The organism is Mesorhizobium intechi (assembly GCF_002879535.1).
Taxonomy (GTDB): domain Bacteria; phylum Pseudomonadota; class Alphaproteobacteria; order Rhizobiales; family Rhizobiaceae; genus Mesorhizobium; species Mesorhizobium intechi.
This window is the reverse complement of sequence record NZ_PNOT02000339.1, coordinates 50114-68340: the sequence shown is the minus strand read 5'-3', so window position 1 is coordinate 68340 and position 18227 is coordinate 50114. Positions and strand designations below refer to the sequence as shown.

General features: G+C 63.5%; 13 protein-coding genes. 10 read left to right on the top strand and 3 right to left on the bottom strand.

The window, feature by feature from the left end; all coding sequences use genetic code 11:
* From C1D09_RS28935 to C1D09_RS28925, 3 genes are all read right to left on the bottom strand, one after another.
* Positions 1-3110, bottom strand: a 3110-nt coding sequence (locus tag C1D09_RS28935) for an efflux RND transporter permease subunit (RefSeq protein ID WP_143977407.1), incomplete at its 3' end; no start/stop codon positions are given.
* A complete protein-coding gene (locus C1D09_RS28930; protein WP_143977406.1) occupies positions 3107-4267 on the bottom strand; it encodes an efflux RND transporter periplasmic adaptor subunit in 1161 nt (386 codons plus the stop codon). The genes C1D09_RS28935 and C1D09_RS28930, both read right to left, overlap by 4 nt.
* 201 nt (positions 4268-4468) lie before the next feature.
* On the bottom strand, positions 4469-5296 hold the full coding sequence (locus C1D09_RS28925) for a MurR/RpiR family transcriptional regulator (RefSeq protein ID WP_143977405.1): 828 nt from the start codon (positions 5294-5296) through the stop codon (positions 4469-4471).
* 136 nt (positions 5297-5432) lie between these two features.
* Here C1D09_RS28925 and C1D09_RS28920 point away from each other — a divergent pair, with 136 nt between their 5' ends.
* The 10 genes from C1D09_RS28920 to C1D09_RS28875 all read left to right on the top strand — a co-directional run bounded on the left by C1D09_RS28920 (position 5433) and on the right by C1D09_RS28875 (position 17922).
* Positions 5433-6251 carry an N-formylglutamate amidohydrolase gene (locus C1D09_RS28920; RefSeq protein WP_143977404.1) on the top strand — a complete coding sequence of 273 codons (819 nt, stop codon included), beginning with the start codon at positions 5433-5435 and terminating at the stop codon, positions 6249-6251.
* Positions 6252-6272: 21 nt separating this feature from the next.
* Complete coding sequence (locus C1D09_RS28915; protein WP_143977403.1) at positions 6273-7829, top strand: amino acid permease; 1557 nt, start codon at positions 6273-6275, stop codon at positions 7827-7829.
* Between the two features lie 85 nt (positions 7830-7914).
* Positions 7915-9285, top strand: a complete 1371-nt coding sequence (locus C1D09_RS28910) for a glutamine synthetase family protein (RefSeq protein WP_143977402.1) — start codon at positions 7915-7917, stop codon at positions 9283-9285.
* Positions 9286-9372: 87 nt separating this feature from the next.
* On the top strand, positions 9373-10761 hold the full coding sequence (locus tag C1D09_RS28905; protein WP_143977401.1) for an aldehyde dehydrogenase family protein: 1389 nt from the start codon (positions 9373-9375) through the stop codon (positions 10759-10761).
* 17 nt (positions 10762-10778) lie between these two features.
* Positions 10779-11951, top strand: coding sequence for an iron-containing alcohol dehydrogenase (locus C1D09_RS28900; protein WP_143977400.1), 1173 nt, complete (start codon positions 10779-10781; stop codon positions 11949-11951).
* A gap of 242 nt (positions 11952-12193) precedes the next feature.
* On the top strand, positions 12194-13300 hold the full coding sequence (locus tag C1D09_RS28895; protein WP_143977399.1) for an ABC transporter substrate-binding protein: 1107 nt from the start codon (positions 12194-12196) through the stop codon (positions 13298-13300).
* Positions 13301-13364: 64 nt separating this feature from the next.
* Entirely contained in the window at positions 13365-14282 is a 918-nt protein-coding gene (locus C1D09_RS28890) for an ABC transporter permease (RefSeq protein ID WP_019861091.1), read from the top strand.
* Positions 14279-15070: an ABC transporter permease gene (locus tag C1D09_RS28885; RefSeq protein WP_027043159.1), complete on the top strand. Its 792-nt coding sequence runs from the start codon at positions 14279-14281 to the stop codon at positions 15068-15070. Before C1D09_RS28890 ends, C1D09_RS28885 begins: the two co-directional genes overlap by 4 nt.
* Before the next feature lie 15 nt (positions 15071-15085).
* On the top strand, positions 15086-16150 hold the full coding sequence (locus tag C1D09_RS28880; RefSeq protein WP_143977398.1) for an ABC transporter ATP-binding protein: 1065 nt from the start codon (positions 15086-15088) through the stop codon (positions 16148-16150).
* Positions 16151-16368: 218 nt separating this feature from the next.
* Positions 16369-17922 carry a cation:proton antiporter gene (locus tag C1D09_RS28875; protein ID WP_143977397.1) on the top strand — a complete coding sequence of 518 codons (1554 nt, stop codon included), beginning with the start codon at positions 16369-16371 and terminating at the stop codon, positions 17920-17922.
* The last annotated feature ends 305 nt before the right edge of the window (positions 17923-18227 follow it).

Here is an 18227-nt window from a genome sequence, read left to right as displayed (position 1 = left end):
ACATAGGCGGCTTCCTCGAGCTCGCGCTTCAGCCTCCTTTCCTCATGAATCTTCGGTGTGACGAACCGGCCAAGCAGGAGATAGGCGACCGGCGTCAGGAACAGGGTCGAGACGGTGGCTAGCCCAAGCCCGCCGACGATGACCCAGCCGAGTGCCACGCGCGCCTCGGCACCCGCGCCCGCCGCGAGCACCAGCGGCACGCCGCCAAGAATGGTGCAGATCATCGTCATCATCACCGGCCGCAGGCGCACGGTCGAGGCCTGCTCGATCGCCTCGCGAACGCCGAGCCCGCGATCGCGCAGCTGGTTGGCAAACTCAACGATCAGGATGCCGTTCTTCGCCATCACGCCGACCAGCAGCACCAGGCCGATCTGACTGTAGGCGTTGAGGCTGGTGCCCGACAGCAACAAGGCGAAGATGGCGCAGGCGAGCCCAAGCGGCACCGTCGCCATGATGATGACGGCGCTGACGAAGCTTTCGAACTGGGCGGCCAGCACCAGGAGGATGATGACCAGCGCGAACCCGAAGATGGTGACCATGGCGCTGTTGGTTTCGCCCAGCGTGGCGGCTTCGGCAAGCGGCAGGATGCGGCTGCCCGGCGGCAAGAGCGGCGTGGCGATCTCCTCGGCGCGGCTCAGCGCGTCGCCAAGCGCGAAGTTGCCCGAGAGGTTAGAGGTGATGGCCACCGATGGCTGCTGCTGTTCGCGCGACAGCGATGGCGGCACGGCGCGCTCGGTCAGCGTGGCTATGGTCGACATCGGCACGAAGCGGCCGTCCCCCGTCTTCAGGAAGACGTTTTCCAGATCGGTCGGATCGTTGATCGGATTGGTGGTCGAGACAAGTTTCACGCCATAGCTGCGGTCGGCGATGTAGACGTCGGCGACATCGTTGCCGTCGAGCATGGCCTGCATGGTGTTGGCCAGCCCCGTGATGTCGACGCCGAGGTCTGACGCGCGCTCGCGGTCGATGGCGACGGCCAGCTGCGGCTGCGTCGGATCGATCGACAGGCGCGGCGTCTGGAAGCGCGGATCCTTCTGCATCTCGGCGATGATCTTCACCGCCGCGTCGCCGAGCGCCTTGCGGTCGTTGCCGACCAGCGCGAATTGCAGGCCGTTGCCGGCGCCGCGGATGCCGAGGCTGTTGGGCTGCACCGGGAAGATGCGCACGCTCGGCACCTGCTTGGTCAGCTGGCTGATCTGGGCCATGATCTCCTGCTGGCTGCGGCTGCGCTCGTTCCAGGGCGCCAGCGTCATCACCATGAAGCCGGAATTGTAGGAGCCGTTCTGCCCGGCATTCTCGAAGGTCGAGCGGATCTCGCCGGAATCGCGCATCGGCTGGATCAGCTTTTCGATCTTCTGCATCTGCTGCGTCGTGTAATCGAGGCTGACGCCCTGCGGTGCATTGATGCGCAACAGCACGGCCGCGCGGTCCTCGGTCGGCGTCAGTTCCTGGCGGATGGTGCCGAACAGGGTGAAGGCGGTGCCGGCAAACAGCACCGCGACCAGAACCACGATCCAGGGCGCATCGAGGCAAGCGTGCAGAGCGCGTTTGTAGGCGGTATTCAGAACGCCGCCGATCCGGGCGCCGATGCCGTGGCCGCCCTCGTGGTGGAGCGAGGCCCCGGTCAGCATGCGCGAGGCGAGCATCGGGCATAGCGTCAGCGCCACTATGCAGGACAGCAGCACCGACATGGCAAGCACGAAGCCGAATTCGCGGAACAGGCCGCCGGTCTGGCCGGGCAGGAACGAGATCGGCACGAAGACGGCGACCAGCGTCAACGTCGTGGCGACGACGGCAAAGAACACTTCCTGCGCGCCGAGCACGGCGGCCGCTCGCGGCCCCATGCCCTCGTTGCGCCGCCGCACGATGTTTTCCAGCACCACGATGGCGTCGTCGACGACAAGGCCCGTCGCCAGCACCATGGCGAGCAGCGTCAGGATGTTGACCGAGAAGCCGGCCAGATAGATGGCGGCGATCGTGCCGATCATGGCGACCGGCATCGACAGGCCGGGGATGAGCGTGGCGCGCCAGTCGAGCAGGAAGATGTAGATGACGATCAGCACCATGGTCACCGAAAGGCCGAGTGCGATCTCGACCTCGTGGACCGCCCCCTTGACGAAGACGGCGTCGTCGCTGGTGATCTTGATCGCCATGCCCTTGGGCAGGTTCTCCTGCAGTTTGGCGACGGCGGCCTGAACCCCGGTCGAGATGTCAAGCGTGTTCGATTCGGCCTGGCGGATGATGCCGATGCCGATGCCGGTCTTGCCATCGGAACGCAGCGTGGTCTGTCCGACATCGGGGCCGAGCGTGACGGTGGCGACATCGCGGATGCGCGTCGTACCGCCGATGATGATGTTTTCGAACTCCTCGGGCGTGGTCACGTCGGCCGTCGTGCGGACGATCAGGTCCTGGTTGGTCGTGGTGATCGATCCGGCCGGGGAGTCGAAAGCGACCGAGGCCAGGGCTGTCCTGAGATCGGTCACGGTGAAGCCGAGGCTGGCGAGCTTGTTCTGGTCGACGTCGATGCGGAAGATCTTGTCGCGGTCGCCATAGACCTGGACGTCGGCGACGCCCGGCACGGCGGCCAGTTCGTCCTCGATCTGGTCCTGCACCACCACGGTCATGTCCTGGACCGACATGTTGTCGGATGTCACCGCCAGCCGCATCACCGCATCGGAATTGGCATCGGCCTTGACGATGCGCGGCGGATCGGCGGTGTCCGGTATCTGGTTGGCGACGCGGCCGACGGCATCGCGCACGTCGGAGGCCGCGACGTTGAGGTCGACGCCGTCGTTGAACTCGATGGTGACCCGGCTCTGGCCGAAGGAGGAGGAAGACGAGATCGACTTGACGCCGGAGACGCGTGCCACCGCACCTTCGATCGTGTCCGTCAGCTCGCGGTCGACGGTTTCTGCCGCGGCGCCCTGGAAGGTGGTGGAAACGGTGACCACGGCGCGGTCGACATCCGGAAGTTCGCGGATCTCGACGCCGTAGAAGGCGGCGAGGCCGGCCACCGCGATGAGGACGTTGAGCACGAAGGCCATGACCGGCCTGCGGATGAACAGGGCGGTGAAGCCAGTATCGCTGGCGGCGTTGACGGATCCGGTCATGAGCCTTCGGCGGTGCTGGCGGCGCGCTGGTCCTGGCCGGCGATGCGGACCTCGCCGCCCTCGCTGACGCTCTGCGTGCCTTCGGTAACCACCATGTCGCCGCTGTCGATCTCGGCATCGATCAGCACGGTCTCGGTGTTGCGCTGGATGATGCGCACCGGCACGCGCTTGGCCTTGCCGTCCTCGATCTGCCAGACATAGGCGCCGTCCGAACCCCACAGGATCGCCAGCGGGCTAACGGCCGGGTAGGTCTCGCCAGGGAATTTCATGGTGATGGAGAACGACATGCCGGCACGCAGTGAATCGGCGGGATTGGCGATCTTGGCCTTGACCAGCAGCGTGCGGCTCTTCTCGTCGATGTGGTTGTCGATGGCCGAGACCGTGCCGGTATAGGCGTTGCTGGGATTGGCGATCGGCGTCGCCGTCAGTTGCGCGCCGACCTTGACGGCGGCGGCGAAGCGCTCCGGCACCTGGAAATCCACCAGGATCGAGGAGCGGTCGTCGAGCGTGGCGATCGCCGACTGGTTTGTCACGTAGTTGCCGGCCGAGATCGGGAGGATGCCGACAGTGCCCGATATTGGCGCCAAAATGGAGCGGCGCTGCAGGGCAAGCTCGGCGTCCTGCAGCGCCAGCTTGGCGCCCGCCAGAATTACCTCCGCATCAGCGACGGCGACCGGCGTCGCGGCATTGGAGGCGCGCAGCGATTTTACCCGATCGAGCTTAGACTGCGCATCCTGCAAGGCGAGCTTGGCGCGGTTCTGCGCGATGATCTCGGTCTCGGAATCGAGCGTCGCGATGATCTGTCCCTTGTCGACATGGCTGCCGGATTCGACCAGCAATTCGGCAAGGCGCCCGGAACTGTAGGGATTGACAGTCACCGAAGCGTTGGCGCGGCCGGTGCCGATCGCCTGGAGGCGGTCGTTGATGGCAGCCGAGGCGGCTGGCGATGCAACGATGGTGGCAATCCGTGTGCCGTTGCCCCTTGCTGGCCCGGAGCCAACCGCGGCCGCTTCCTTCGTTGAGGGTGTGGCGCCATAGGCCCAGTCGATGCCCCAGCGCGCCGCCACTTCGGGAGCGCCGGGGTAGAAGCGTGCCCATGCCGCCGCTGCAGCGGCCACGATCACAAACGTAAGGACAATCTGTTTCCAGCTCGGCATCGACACTCCAGCGGCAAGAATCGCCTGCCGGTTCCAGGCGGAAGCGGATGCAGCGACGATACGGGCTGGCGGCGAAAACCGGCCACGCCACATCCCGGTATCACCGGTTTATGGCAATTATCACGCGATCGTGCACATTAAATCTCGGTAACGTGAATTCGAGGTGCCCGGCAGCGCGGATGCGATTGGCTGGTGACCTTGCTAACGCAGACCTTCCATCTCGCGGATGCGCCGGGCGCCGCCGGCCTCGAGCTGTCTGGTGACCGCGCCGATGAGCGTTTCGGCGACGACGAAGAGCGCGGCCGAGGAATCCCATGCGGAAGGCACCGCGGTTCGTCCGGCGATGACATGGCGGGCGAAGCGGGCGATCGGCGACAGCCACTGGTCGGTGAACAGCACGATCTGGACGCCGCGCTGATGCGCCTTCTCGGCAAAACGGACGAGGCTGTCCTGGTAACGTCTGATGTCGAAGATCACCAGCACGTCGCGCTTGCCCATGTCGATCAGCCGGTCGCGCCACATGCTCTCCTGGCCGGCGAGGTGAAAGACATCGGGCTGGATGACGGCGAGATGGGCGGCCATGTAACGCGCCAGCGGATCGGTGAAGCGGCCGCCGATGAGGAATGTCTTGCCGCGCCGGTCGGCAAGCCGTGCCGCGATGTCCGCGAGCTGCTTGTCGGAGAGGTGGCGGAAGGTCTCGCGCATATTGTCGAGGGTTGCTTCCAGCATCGGCGAGACCGTGCCACCGCCGGGCGAGGGCGGGTTCAGCGTGCGTATCGCCGGCGACTGCAACTGCGCCGCCAATTCGTCCTGCAGGCTCGACTGGAACTCCGGATAGTTCTGGAAGCCGAGCCGGGCCACGAAGCGCAGGATCGTCGGAGAGGAGACGCCGGCCGCGGTCGAGAATTCGGCGACCGTCTTCAGCCCGATCATCGGATAGCTGGCAATCAGCGTCTGCGCCGCCCGCCGTTCGCCGGCCGGCATCGTGCCGATGCGGTCGGCGATCAGTTCGGCAATGCTGGAAATCATCTTTTCCCCCATCCCTTGGCCTGGTCCATGAGATCGCATTTGACAAAGCCGGGTAAACTGTATGAAATCATCCATAGGGACGCAATGAGGTAAAATACGTAACATACGGTACAGCGCTCCCCGGGGACGGCAGACTATGGAGAAAGCACGGCCCGCCAGCCTTGCATCGTCCGATACCGTGAGGGTGACGAACCCGGGCGGATCGAGCCCTTTCGTGCTGACCTGCGACCACGCCTGCAATTTCCTGCCCGCCGAATTCGGCACGCTTGGCCTTGCCGCCGAAGACCTGTCCCGCCACATCGCCTGGGATCCAGGCGCGCTGCCGGTGGCAACGCGCATGGCGCAAGCGCTCGATGCGACGCTGGTCGAAACCCGCATTTCGCGTCTCATCATCGACTGCAACCGGCCGCTCGACGCGCCGGACCTTGTGCCGCAGATCAGCGAGACGACATCCATACCGGGCAATGCCGGCCTGTCGGAAAAGCAGCGCGCGGCACGGATCGCCCTGTCATGGCAGCCATTTCACGGCACCATCGAACGCATCGTCGAGGAACGGCTGGCGCGCGGCCAGGAGACCCGACTGGTGTCCGTGCATTCCTTCACCCCGGTCTACAGGGGCCACGACCGGCCCTGGCATATCGGCATCATCCATGACGAGGATCGCCGGCTGGCGTCGCCGCTGATATCGGCGCTCAAGCGACTTGCCGGCATCACCGTCGGCGTCAACGAGCCCTATTCGCCGGCCGATCGCGTCTATTTCACGCTGGAACGGCATGCACGCTCGCGCGGGCTGCCCTGCGCCATGATCGAGATCCGCAACGATGAAATCTCCGGGGAGACCGGGCAGCGGAAATGGGCGGATCTGCTCACGGGCATTTTTTCGGATCTGGAACCAGAGGAGGCCACGCGGCCCAGATCGCATTCAGTCAGAAAGTCAGTCCAATCGGCCAGCTGAGAAACAAACAGGGGACTTCCAATGGCAGCACCGGGTTATACAGACGTTGACAAGGCAGAGGACGTAAAGCACCTCCACAGCATGGGCTATGCCCAGGAACTGGAGCGGCGGCTCAGCCGCTTTTCGAATTTCGCGGTTTCCTTCTCTATCATCTGCATCCTGTCGGGCGGCATCAATTCGCTGGCCCAGGCAACCTCCGGCGCCGGCGGTATCGGCATCGGCATCGGCTGGCTGGTCGGCTGCTTCATCTCGCTGACCTTCGCTGTCGCCATGTCGCAGATCAGCTCGGCCTATCCCACTGCCGGCGGCCTCTATCACTGGGGTTCGATCCTCGGCAACCGCGGCACCGGCTGGGTCACGGCCTGGCTCAACCTGCTCGGCCTGATCACCGTGCTCGGCGCCATCAATGTCGGCACCTGGACGTTCTTCCTCGGCGCCTTCGGGCCGACGCTTGGCATCGAGGGCACGCTGACCAACCAGATGATCTTCCTGGTCATCATCACCGGCGCTCAGGCGCTGATCAACCATCTCGGCATCAAGCTGACGGCGAAGCTGACCGACTTCTCAGGCTATCTCATCTTTTTCGGCTCGATTCTGATCGCCGTGGTTTGCTTGATCTCTGCCGAGACCTGGGATTTCAGCCGGCTCTTCACCTTCCACAACTACTCCGGCGACGCTGGCGCCGGCGTCTGGCCGTCCGTCTCGAATGCCTGGGTGTTCGCGCTCGGCCTGTTGCTGCCGATCTATACGATCACCGGCTACGATGCTTCGGCGCACACGTCGGAAGAAACCATCAAGGCAGCCTCCTCGGTGCCGCGTGCCATGGTCATGTCGGTGATCTGGTCGGCGCTCTTCGGCTATCTGTTTCTGGTCGCTTTCGTGCTGATGATCCCGAACATGGACGATGCCGCAAAGCAGGGCTGGAACGTGTTCTTCTGGGCTTTCGACCAGCGCGTCAGCCCTGGCATCAAGGAGTTCGTCTATCTCGTCGTGTTCGTCGCGCAGCTTCTGTGCGGTCTTGCAACCGTCACCTCTGCTTCGCGCATGATCTTCGCCTTCTCGCGTGACGGCGGCCTGCCAGGCTCGGCGGCACTCGCCAAGGTTAGCCCGACCTACCGCACGCCGGTGGCGGCGATTTGGACGGCGTCGATCCTGTCGGTGCTGTTCGTCTGGGGTTCGACGCTGGTTTCGGTCGCCGGTACCTCGGCATACACCATCGTGGTGTCCTGCACCGTCATCTTCCTGTTCCTGTCCTTCATCGTGCCGATCGTGCTCGGCATGCTGGCCTGGGGCACGCCGAAGTGGGACAAGATGGGTCCGTGGAACATGGGACGCGGTGTGTTCATGCTGTTCGGTCTGCTTTCCATCCTGTCGATGATCCTGATCTTCGTCATCGGTATTCAGCCGCCGAACGACTGGGCGCTCTACATCACCGTCGGCTTCTTCATCCTGACGGCGATCGTCTGGTTCGCCTTCGAGCGCAACCGCTTCCAGGGCCCGCCGCTCGGCGACATCATCGCGGCACGCCAGGCAGCGATCAAGGCAGCGGAACAGGCGGTCGGCGAAACCGGTCACTGACATCTCCCATCAAGGCCATGGCCGGCGTCGTGCCGGCCATGGTTTCGTTATCCCTTCAAACGCCCAGCGCTGGAGTGCCACAGGAATGGCCGGAAATTTCTCGTTCGATCAGTTGAAGAAGGCGGTCTCCAGCGGTGAGATCGACACGGTGCTGGCCTGCATCGTCGACATGCAGGGGCGGCTGGCGGGAAAACGGTTCCTGGCGCAGTACTTCGTCGATTCCGCGCATGACGAAACGCATGGCTGCAACTATCTGCTGGCCGCCGACATCGATATGGAGCCGGTGCCCGGCTACAAGGCAGCAAGCTGGTCCAAGGGCTATGGCGATTTCGTCATGAAGCCGGACCTTGCCACGCTGCGGCGCATTCCGTGGCTCGAAAAGACGGCACTTGTGATCTGCGACGTGCTCGATCACCACACCCATGACGATCTGCCGCATTCGCCGCGCGCCATCCTGAAGAAGCAGGTCAAGCGGCTCTCCGAGCGCGGCTATATCGGCTATTTCGCTTCCGAGCTCGAATTCTACCTGTTCAACGAAACCTATGATTCCGTCCGCAAGAAGCACTGGCAGGGTCTCGATACCGCTTCGCCCTATATCGGCGACTATCAGATCGGCATCACCACCAAGGAAGAAGGCGTCATGCGCCGGCTTCGCAACGAGATGGAAGCCGCGGGCATCCCGATCGAAAACTCCAAGGGCGAGTGGGGTCCGGGCCAGGAAGAGATCAATGTGCGCTATGCCGAGGCGCTCGATATGGCCGACCGCCACGTCATCCTGAAGAACGGCGCCAAGGAGATCGCCGAGTCCGAGGGCAAGGCCATCTCCTTCATGTCCAAGTACAATTACGGGCTCGCCGGCAACTCCAGCCACATCCACAATTCGCTGTGGAGCGCCGACGGCCGGACGCCATTGTTCTTCGACAAGAAGGCGGACTGGACGCTGTCGACGCTCGGCCAGCAATGGGCGGCGGGGCAGTTGAAATACGCCAAGGAGTTCACCTGGTTCCTGGCGCCCTACATCAATTCCTACAAGCGCTTCCAGGCCGGCACCTTCGCGCCGACCAAGATCATGTGGAGCGAGGACAACCGCACCGCCGGCTTCCGCTTGTGCGGCGAGGGCACCAAGGGCATCCGCATGGAATGCCGCATCGGCGGCGCCGACCTCAACCCCTATCTCGCCTTCGCGGCGCTGATCGCCGCCGGGCTCGCCGGCATCGACGAGAAGCTCGAACTGCAGAAACCTTTCGTCGGCGATGCCTATCAGGCGTCTCGTCTGCCCGAGATTCCGAAAACGCTGCGCGACGCCACCGAGACGCTGGCAAAGTCGAAGATGCTGAAACAGGCGCTCGGCGAGGACGTGCTCGAACATTATGTCCACACCGCCAAGTGGGAGCAGCTCGAATACGACCGCCGCATTACGGATTGGGAACTGCACAGGGGGTTCGAGCGGTACTAAACCATGCCGGCTTCGCCGCCCTTGGCCATCGCAGGAATGGTGGGCGGCGTGAAAATCAAGATTTCATGAAGTGCGAGGACTGAAGGAATGACCGAAACGGTCAAGTTGAAATCCCCCATCGATGGCTCGATCTACGCCGAGCGGCCCGTGGCAACGGACCAGGCGGTCAACGCCGCGGTCGAACGCGCCAAGGCGGCGCAGGAGAAGTGGGCGCAGGTGCCGATCGTCGAGCGCGGCAAGTACATTCTCGCGATGCTCGAGGCGCTGGTGGCGATGACCGACGAGATCGTGCCGGAGATCGCCTGGCAGATGGGGCGCCCGGTGCGCTATGGCGGCGAGTTCGGCGGTGTCAAGGAACGCACCAACTACATGGTCGAGATCGCCGAGCAGGCGCTGAAATCCGTACCGGCCTCAAACCCGAAGGATGGGTTTCGCCGCTATGTGAAGAAGGATCCGCTCGGCGTCGTCATGGTGATCGCGCCGTGGAACTATCCATACCTGACCGCCGTCAACACCATCGTGCCGGCGCTGATGGCCGGCAATGCCGTCATCCTCAAGCATGCCGCACAGACGCTGCTCGTCGGCGAGCGTTTTCAGCAGGCCTTCGACAAAGCCGGCCTGCCCAAGGGCGTGTTCCAGAATGTCGTGCTCAGCCACGCGCAGACCGAAAAGCTGCTCGGCTCGGGCAAGATCGACCATGTGAACTTTACCGGTTCGGTCGGCGGCGGCCGCGCGATCGAAAAGGCGGCGGCCGGCACCTTCATGACGCTCGGCCTCGAACTCGGCGGCAAGGACCCGGCCTATGTACTGCCCGATGCCAAGATGGACCATACGGTGGCCAATCTGGTCGACGGCGCCTTCTACAATTCCGGCCAGTGCTGCTGCGGCATCGAACGCGTCTACGTGCACGAGAAGGTCTATGACGAGTTCGTCGAGGGCTTCATCGCCGAGACCAAGAACTATGTCGTGGGCAATCCGCTGGAACAGGCGACGACGATGGGGCCGATGGCGCAAGCGCGTTTCGCCGACTTGATCCGCGAGCAAAAGGCCGAAGCGCTGCGCAAGGGCGCCAAGGCGCACATCAACATGAAGGTGGCCAACGACAAGGCGGGCTCGCCCTATCTGGCGCCGGAGGTGTTGACCGAAGTCGACCACCAGATGAGCGTCATGCGCGAGGAGAGCTTTGGCCCGATCGTCGGCATCATGAAGGTGCGCAATGACGAGGAAGCCATCGCGCTGATGAACGACAGCGCCTATGGGCTGACTGCCTCGATCTGGACGCGCGATACCGAGCGCGCGGTGGCGATCGGCAACCGCGTCGAGACCGGCACCGTGTTCATGAACCGCTGCGACTACCTCGATCCGGCGCTGGTCTGGACCGGCGTCAAGGACACGGGCAAGGGCGCGGGGCTGTCGGCCATCGGCTACGACAATCTGACCCGGCCGAAATCCTTCCACCTGCGCGAAGCCATCTGATTTATCGAAAGACCAAAATGTCCAAGCTCATATCCAAATGGAACTACCCCACCACCGTCCGCTTCGGCGTCGGGCGCATCAAGGAACTGCCCGAGGTGCTCGCGGCTACCGGTATCAAGCGGCCGCTTTTCGTCACCGATCCGGGCCTGGCGAAACTGCCGGTCGTCGCTTCGACGCTGAAGATCCTCGATGACGCGAAGGTGCCTTACGGTGTGTTTTCCGAGGTGAAGCCGAACCCGGTCGAATCCAATCTTACCGCCGGCATCGCCGTGTTCAAGAAGGGCAAGCACGACGGCGTCATCGCCTTCGGCGGCGGCTCGGCGCTCGATCTCGGCAAGCTGATCGCCTTCCAGGCCGGCCAGACGCGGCCGGTGTGGGATTTCGAGGACGTCGGCGACTGGTGGACGCGCGCCAATTCGGATGCAATCGCCCCGATCATCGCGGTGCCGACCACGGCCGGCACCGGCTCGGAGGTCGGCCGCGCCGGCGTCATCACCAATGAGGAGACCCACACCAAGAAGGTCATCTTCCATCCGAAGCTTCTGCCGGCGATCGTCATCGCCGATCCGGAACTGTCGGTCGGCATGCCCGCCTTCATCACCGCCGGCACCGGCATGGATGCGCTCGCCCACTGCCTTGAGGCCTATTGCGCGCCCGGTTACCATCCAATGGCCGACGGCATCGCGGTGGAAGGCATCCGGCTGGTGTTCGAGAACCTGCCGAAGGCATATGCCAACGGCAAGGACCTGGTGGCGCGTGCGCATATGATGAGCGCGGCCGCCATGGGTGCCGCCGCTTTCCAGAAGGGGCTGGGTGCCATCCACTCGCTGTCGCACCCGATCGGCGCGCTCTACGACACCCATCACGGCATGACCAATGCGGTGTTCATGCCCTATGTGCTGGCCTTCAACCGCGACTCCATCGAGGAGCGCATTGCACGGCTCGCGGCCTATTGCGGCATCAAAGGCGGCTTTGATGGCTTCGCCAAGGCGATCATCAAGCTGCGCAAGGAGTTGAAGGTGCCGCACGCGCTGCCGGGCCTGATCAAGGGGCTCGACATGGACAAGAAGCGCAAGGCGCTGATCGCCGACATGGCGGTGGTCGATCCGACGGCCGGCGGCAACCCGGTCAAGCTGACCAAGAAGGCGGCGCTGGCGCTGCTGGAAAACGCTATAGCCGGCACGATCTGACGGCCTCGCTGTCGCCGGAAATTGATCTGGAAAATTGGGCAAACCAAGGGGGAGAGGATGAAATGCAAGGCGGAAAGTGATTAGCCGGAAAAATAAGTGATGGCTAATTGCTACAGCCCGTTAAAAAGAGTTAACTTTTTCCGCTGCCGGCCAATGGTTTCATAAAGCTTTCATCTGGCTGTCACACGAAAACGATACCGCATCGCAGGCGTCCAACGGCGTCAGTTCAACGGAGAGAACACATGTTCAAATTCACGGGGAAAGTGCTTTCCCTTTCGGCCGCGACCCTGATGGTGTCGTCGGTGATTTCGTCCGCGGCTTCGCTGGATGATCTCGTCAAGGCCGCGAAGGCTGAAGGCCAGCTCACCACCATCGCGCTGCCGCACGACTGGTGCGGTTACGGCGACGTCATCGCCGGCTTCAAGGCGAAGTATCCGGAGATCACCATCAACGAGCTCAACCCCGATGCCGGCTCCGGCGACGAGGTCGAGGCGATCAAGGCCAACAAGGACAACAAGGGGCCGCAGGCTCCCGACGTCATTGACGTCGGCCTGTCCTTCGGCCCCACCGCCAAGGCCGACGGCCTGCTGATGCCCTACAAGGTGTCGAGCTGGGACTCGATCCCGGACAGCGCCAAGGATGCCGATGGCGCCTGGTACGGCGACTATTACGGCGTTCTGTCGTTCATGGTGAACAAGGACCTGATCAAGGAATCGCCGAAGGACTGGGCCGATCTCCTGAAGCCTGAATTCGCCAACGCCGTCGCCGTCGCCGGTGATCCGCGTGCTTCGAACCAGGCCATCCAGGCGGTGTACGCCTCCGGTCTGTCGACGGGCGCCGCTGCAGGTGAAGCCGCCGGCAAGGCTGGCCTCGACTTCTTCAAGAAGCTCAACGCCGCCGGTAACTTCGTCCCGGTCGTCGGCAAGCCGGCAACGCTCGCCCAGGGCCAGACGCCGATCCTGATCAACTGGGATTACAACGCGCTTGCTGGCCGCGACACGCTGAAGGGCAACCCGCCCGTCGACGTCATCGTGCCGAAGACCGGTGTCGTCGCCGGCGTCTACGTGCAGGCGATCAGCGCCTTCGCGCCGCACCCGAACGCAGCCAAGCTGTGGATGGAGTATCTCTATTCCGACGAAGGCCAGATCGGTTGGCTGAAGGGCTATTGCCACCCGATCCGCTTTAACGATCTCGCCAAGAACGGCAAGATCCCGGCTGACGTGCTGGCCAAGCTGCCACCGGCGGAGTCCTATGCCGCCGCCGCGTTCCCGACGCTCGACGAGCAGGGCAAGGCCAAGGAAGCCATCAGCAAGAACTGGGACGCCGTTGTCGGCGCCAACGTCAAGTAGCACTTGAAATCCACCGGGCGGCCGCGAGGCCGCCCGGCCTTTCCTCGAAGACGGTAGCCGGCGCATGACCGATCTGACGCTTTCAAATCGAACGATTGCCTCCAAGCCCGCGCCGCCCAACGAGGCGACCGCATTCCGCCTGCCGACGCAATGGATCGGCGTGGCGCCCTTCTTCATCTTCGCGCTGATGTTCCTGATCCTGCCCACGATCTATCTCGTGATCGGGGCTTTCCAGAACAGTGATGGTCAGCTTACGTTCGACAACATCCTGCAGCTGGTCAGCGATCCGTCGATCAGCAGTTCCTATTGGGTGTCGATCAAGATCAGTTTCTGGTCGGCCATCATCGGGGCCTTTGCCGGGCTGGCAATAGCCATCGCCATCGTGCGCGGGGGACTGCCAAGCTGGACGCGCTCCGCGACCCTGACCTTCTCCGGAGTGGCCTCGAATTTCGCCGGCCTGCCGCTGGCCTTCGCCTTCCTGGCCACGCTCGGCCGCGTCGGCATCGTCACGACGCTTCTGCGTGACGTCCTCAACATCAACATCTACGCGATGGGCTTCAATTTCCTCACCACATCGGGTCTGATCGCGGTCTATCTGTTCTTCCAGATCCCGCTGATGGTGGTCATCATCGTGCCGGCCATTGATGGTTTGAAGAAGGAATGGGGCGAGGCCGCCGCCACGCTCGGCGCCACGCAGGCGCAGTATTGGCGCATGGTGGTCATCCCGGTGATATGGCCGAGCTTCCTCGGTACCGTCATTCTTCTCTTCGCCAATGCCTTTGGCGCCATTGCCACGGCCTACGCGTTTGCCGGCCCGGCGCTCAACATCGTGCCCATCAAGCTCTACTCGCAGATCAATGGCGACGTGTTGCACAATCCGCAGCTCGGCTACGCCATCGCCTTCGGCATGATCGTCATCACGGGCCTGGCCAATGTCTTCTACATCTGGTTCCGGACTCGCTCCGAAAGGTGGCTGAAATGAAGTCGGGAAAATTCTGGGCCTGGGTCGTCTTCATCGTCGGTGCGGCGTATTTCTTCATTCCGCTGATGGCGACGGTCGAATTCTCGCTCCGCATGCGCCGCGGCGTCCATTCCTTCGATGCCTATCAGATCGTGCTGGGCGACGCGCGCTTCCAGTCGACCTTCCTGTATTCGGTGGTCGCCGCGATCTTCACCATCATCCTTGGTGTGCTGATCGTTGTGCCGGCGGCATACTGGATCCGGCTGCGTCTGCCGCAGCTCAGGCCGATCGTCGAATTCATCACGCTCTTGCCGCTGGTCATTCCGGCCATCGTCATCGTCTTCGGCTATATCAGGATGTACGGCTCGAATTCGCCGCTGCCGTTCCTTGGCAGCAACATGGGCGCCAATGCCTTGCTGGTCATCGGCTACGCAACGCTGGCGCTGCCCTACATGTATCGTGCCGTCGATACCGGGCTGCGTACCATCGACGTGCGGACCTTGACGGAAGCAGCGCAGATCCTGGGCGCCGGCTGGGGCACGATCATCGGCCGCGTCATCCTGCCCAATGTGCTGATCGCCGTGCTGTCGGGCGCCTTCCTGACCTTCGCCATCGTCATTGGCGAGTTCACCATGGCCAGCCTGCTCAACCGCCCGGCCTTTGGGCCGTACCTGCAGAACATCGGTGCGAACCGCGCCTATGAACCGGCAGCCCTTGCCATCATCGCCTTCGCCATTACCTGGGGCTGTATGTCGCTCATCCAGATCCTGTCCCGGTTCGCGCCGAAGTCGTCGAACCGCCCGAATTGACCTGAGAGAAAAGCCATGGCCGAGCCATTCCTGTCCATCCAGCACGTGCGAAAGTCCTACGGTTCCAACACCGTGGTCCAGGACTTCAGCCTCGATGTCGAGCCGGGCGAGTTCGTCTCGTTCCTCGGACCGTCCGGTTGCGGCAAGACCACCGTCCTGCGCATGGTTGCCGGCTTCGAGGATCCGTCGGCCGGCAAGATCGTCGTCGCCGGAAAGGACATTACGCGGCTGAAGCCCAACCAGCGCAATGTCGGCATGGTCTTCCAGGCCTACGCGCTGTTTCCCAACCTCACCGTGGCGCAGAACATAGCCTTCGGGCTGAAGGTTGCCGGCATGAACAAGGCCGATGCCGACAAGCGCGTCGCCGAGATGCTTGACATGATCAAGCTGCCGCAGATGGCCGACCGCTATCCCTATCAGCTCTCGGGCGGCCAGCAGCAGCGCATCGCGCTGGCGCGTGCCATCGCGCCGAAGCCGAAGCTGCTTTTGCTCGATGAGCCGCTGTCGGCGCTCGACGCCAAGGTACGCGTGTCGCTGCGTGAGGAAATCCGCTCGATTCAGAAGAAGCTCGGCATCACCACGATCTTTGTCACGCATGACCAGGAAGAGGCGCTGTCGATCTCCGACCGCATCGCCGTCATGTATGGCGGCAAGGCCGAGCAGGTCGCCACGCCGTTCGAGATCTACAACCGGCCGGCGACAAAGTTCGTCGCCAATTTCGTCGGCACGCTCAACGTGCTCGAGGGCAAGGTCACCGATGCCGCGGCCGGCACGGTTCAGGTCAACACGCAGGAAGTCTCGCTCAAGGGCAAGCTCAACGGCTCGAAATCCGGTGACACGCTGTCGCTGGCGCTGCGGCCCGAAGCGATCTCGCTCGACCGCCAACCCGGCCACGACACGAGCCTGTCGGGTGAAATCGCCGAAGTGCATTTCCTCGGCTCGGTCATCCGGGTGCGCGTCGGCATCGGCGGCAACACAGTGTCGCTCGACACATTCAACAATTCGGCCACGCCGCCGCCCGTCGTCGGGGAGAAGGCCGACATTTCCTTTTCGTCGGGTGACATGCTGGTCTTGCACTAGCGCAGCGAACATCATTCCGCGGGGGTCTCCGCGCCGAACAACGCATCTTGGTCGTCGATGCTCGCAACCCTGGATGCCATGGGTTCGATGTCTGTAGTGAGCGACCGCCGGCGCCTCAGTTGATCACGCCTAATCCCAGGGCAGGCAAGGCTTCGACAATCAACAGTATCCTGCATCGGGGTACTGCCAACCGTCGGTCTTCACCGCTACGATGAGCCATGGCTCTTTTTGAACTCACCCTTGTCCTGCTTTTGACGGCTGTCGCGCTGACGGCGCTCTCGCGGCGGCTGGAAGTCCCCTATCCGTCGCTGCTGGCGCTGGCCGGCGTCGCGATTGCTTTCGTGCCCGGCGCGCCGACGATCGAGATCGATCCGGAACTGGCGCTCGCCTTGTTCATCGCGCCGGTGCTGCTCGATGCCGCCTATGACACATCGCTTCGCGACCTGAAGCGCTACCGGGTGTCGCTGCTGCTGCTGGCGCTTGGCGCTGTCGTCTTCACCACTGTCGTGGTGGCCTTCGTCGGCTGGAAGATGGCCGGCCTGCCGATCGCGGCGGCGATCGCGCTTGGTGCCATCGTCGCGCCCCCCGACGCGGTCGCTGCATCGGCCGTGCTCAGCCAGTTCAAGGTGCCTCACCGCATCACCGCCATTCTGCAGGGCGAAAGCCTGCTCAACGATGCCACCGCGCTCTTGATCTACCGGCTCGCGGTTTCGGCGGCCCTCGGTTCGATCATGCTGAGCAACGCCATCCCGGTGATCCTGCTGTCAACGATCGGCAGCCTGATTGCCGGCTATCTGCTTGGCCGCCTCTCGCTGTTGACGCTGACCCGCATCGAGGATGCCGCGAGCAGCACCGTGGTGCAGTTCGCCGGGACATTCGGCGTGTGGATACTGGCCGACAGGCTCGGTCTTTCCGCCATCATCACCATCGTCGTCTACGCCATCACCATTGCACGCAGTGCACCGCGCCGCATGTCGGCGCGACGCCGTGTCAGCACCTATTCGGTCTGGGAGTCGGCGGTGTTCGTTCTCAACGTGCTGGCTTTCGTGCTGATGGGCCTGCAAGCACGGTCGATCGTTGGCCGGCTCTCTGGCGGAGGGCAGGGCGAGGCCTTTGTGTTTGCCGCGACGGTGCTGGTTGTCGTCATCGTGGCGCGCCTCGTCTGGGTGGCGAGTTATGTTGCGATCATCCGATGGCTTGCCCGTCTCGGTGTTAAAGACAGAAGGCGGGATTTGCCGACATATGGCGGCGCCGTGCTGGTCGGCTGGTGCGGTATGCGCGGGCTGGTGACGCTGGTGGTGGCCATTGCCCTGCCTGCCGGCTTTCCCGGCCGCGATCCGATCGTGCTTGCCGCCTTCGCGGTGGTTCTGGGTACGCTGGTGCTGCAGGGGATGACGCTGAAGCCGCTGCTGCGGATCCTCAACTTCGATCCCGACAGAACCGTCGACAATGAGGTTGCGCAGGCTCGCGTTGCCGTCATGCAGGCCGCACTTGACGTGTTGAGCCGCAAGACATCCGCGGCGGCGGCTGTCGTGCGCGAGCAGTACGAGGCTCAGCGCGTGATCGCGGAAAACCCGGAGGACGCACAGGCGGCAACCGAATACGACCGGCTGCGCCTCTATGCCATCAGCCGCCAGCGCGACACGCTGGAGGAATTGCGCAGCAACGGCACGATCGGCGACGAGGCCTATCACCGGCTGGAAGAAGAGATCGACTGGGCGGAACTGGCGGCGTCGCCAGCGGGCCGGTTCCAGCCGCTGACCACCGATTAGGCGGTTCGTCGGCGGAGCTGAGCCGTCGGCCATTCGAGCAGTTTCAGGAAAGCTGTAAGCGGTTTTCCGTCCGGAATTGCGTCAGAACAAAGAGATAGAACGGTTCGCCGTTTCCGCGAAACGGTGAACCGTTCTCGATGCCTCGCGGCGTTTTCGCGGAGGATACCGAGGCGGCGCGGAATCAGTGCATGATCGCGCGGCGGGGCAGGGAGACGCTTCTGGCACAAGCTGCTTGCATCCTCCTGCACATTGCAAGCAGTCCACCGAGCCGCTACTGCCATCACCGAAGGTGAGCCGGGTAAGCA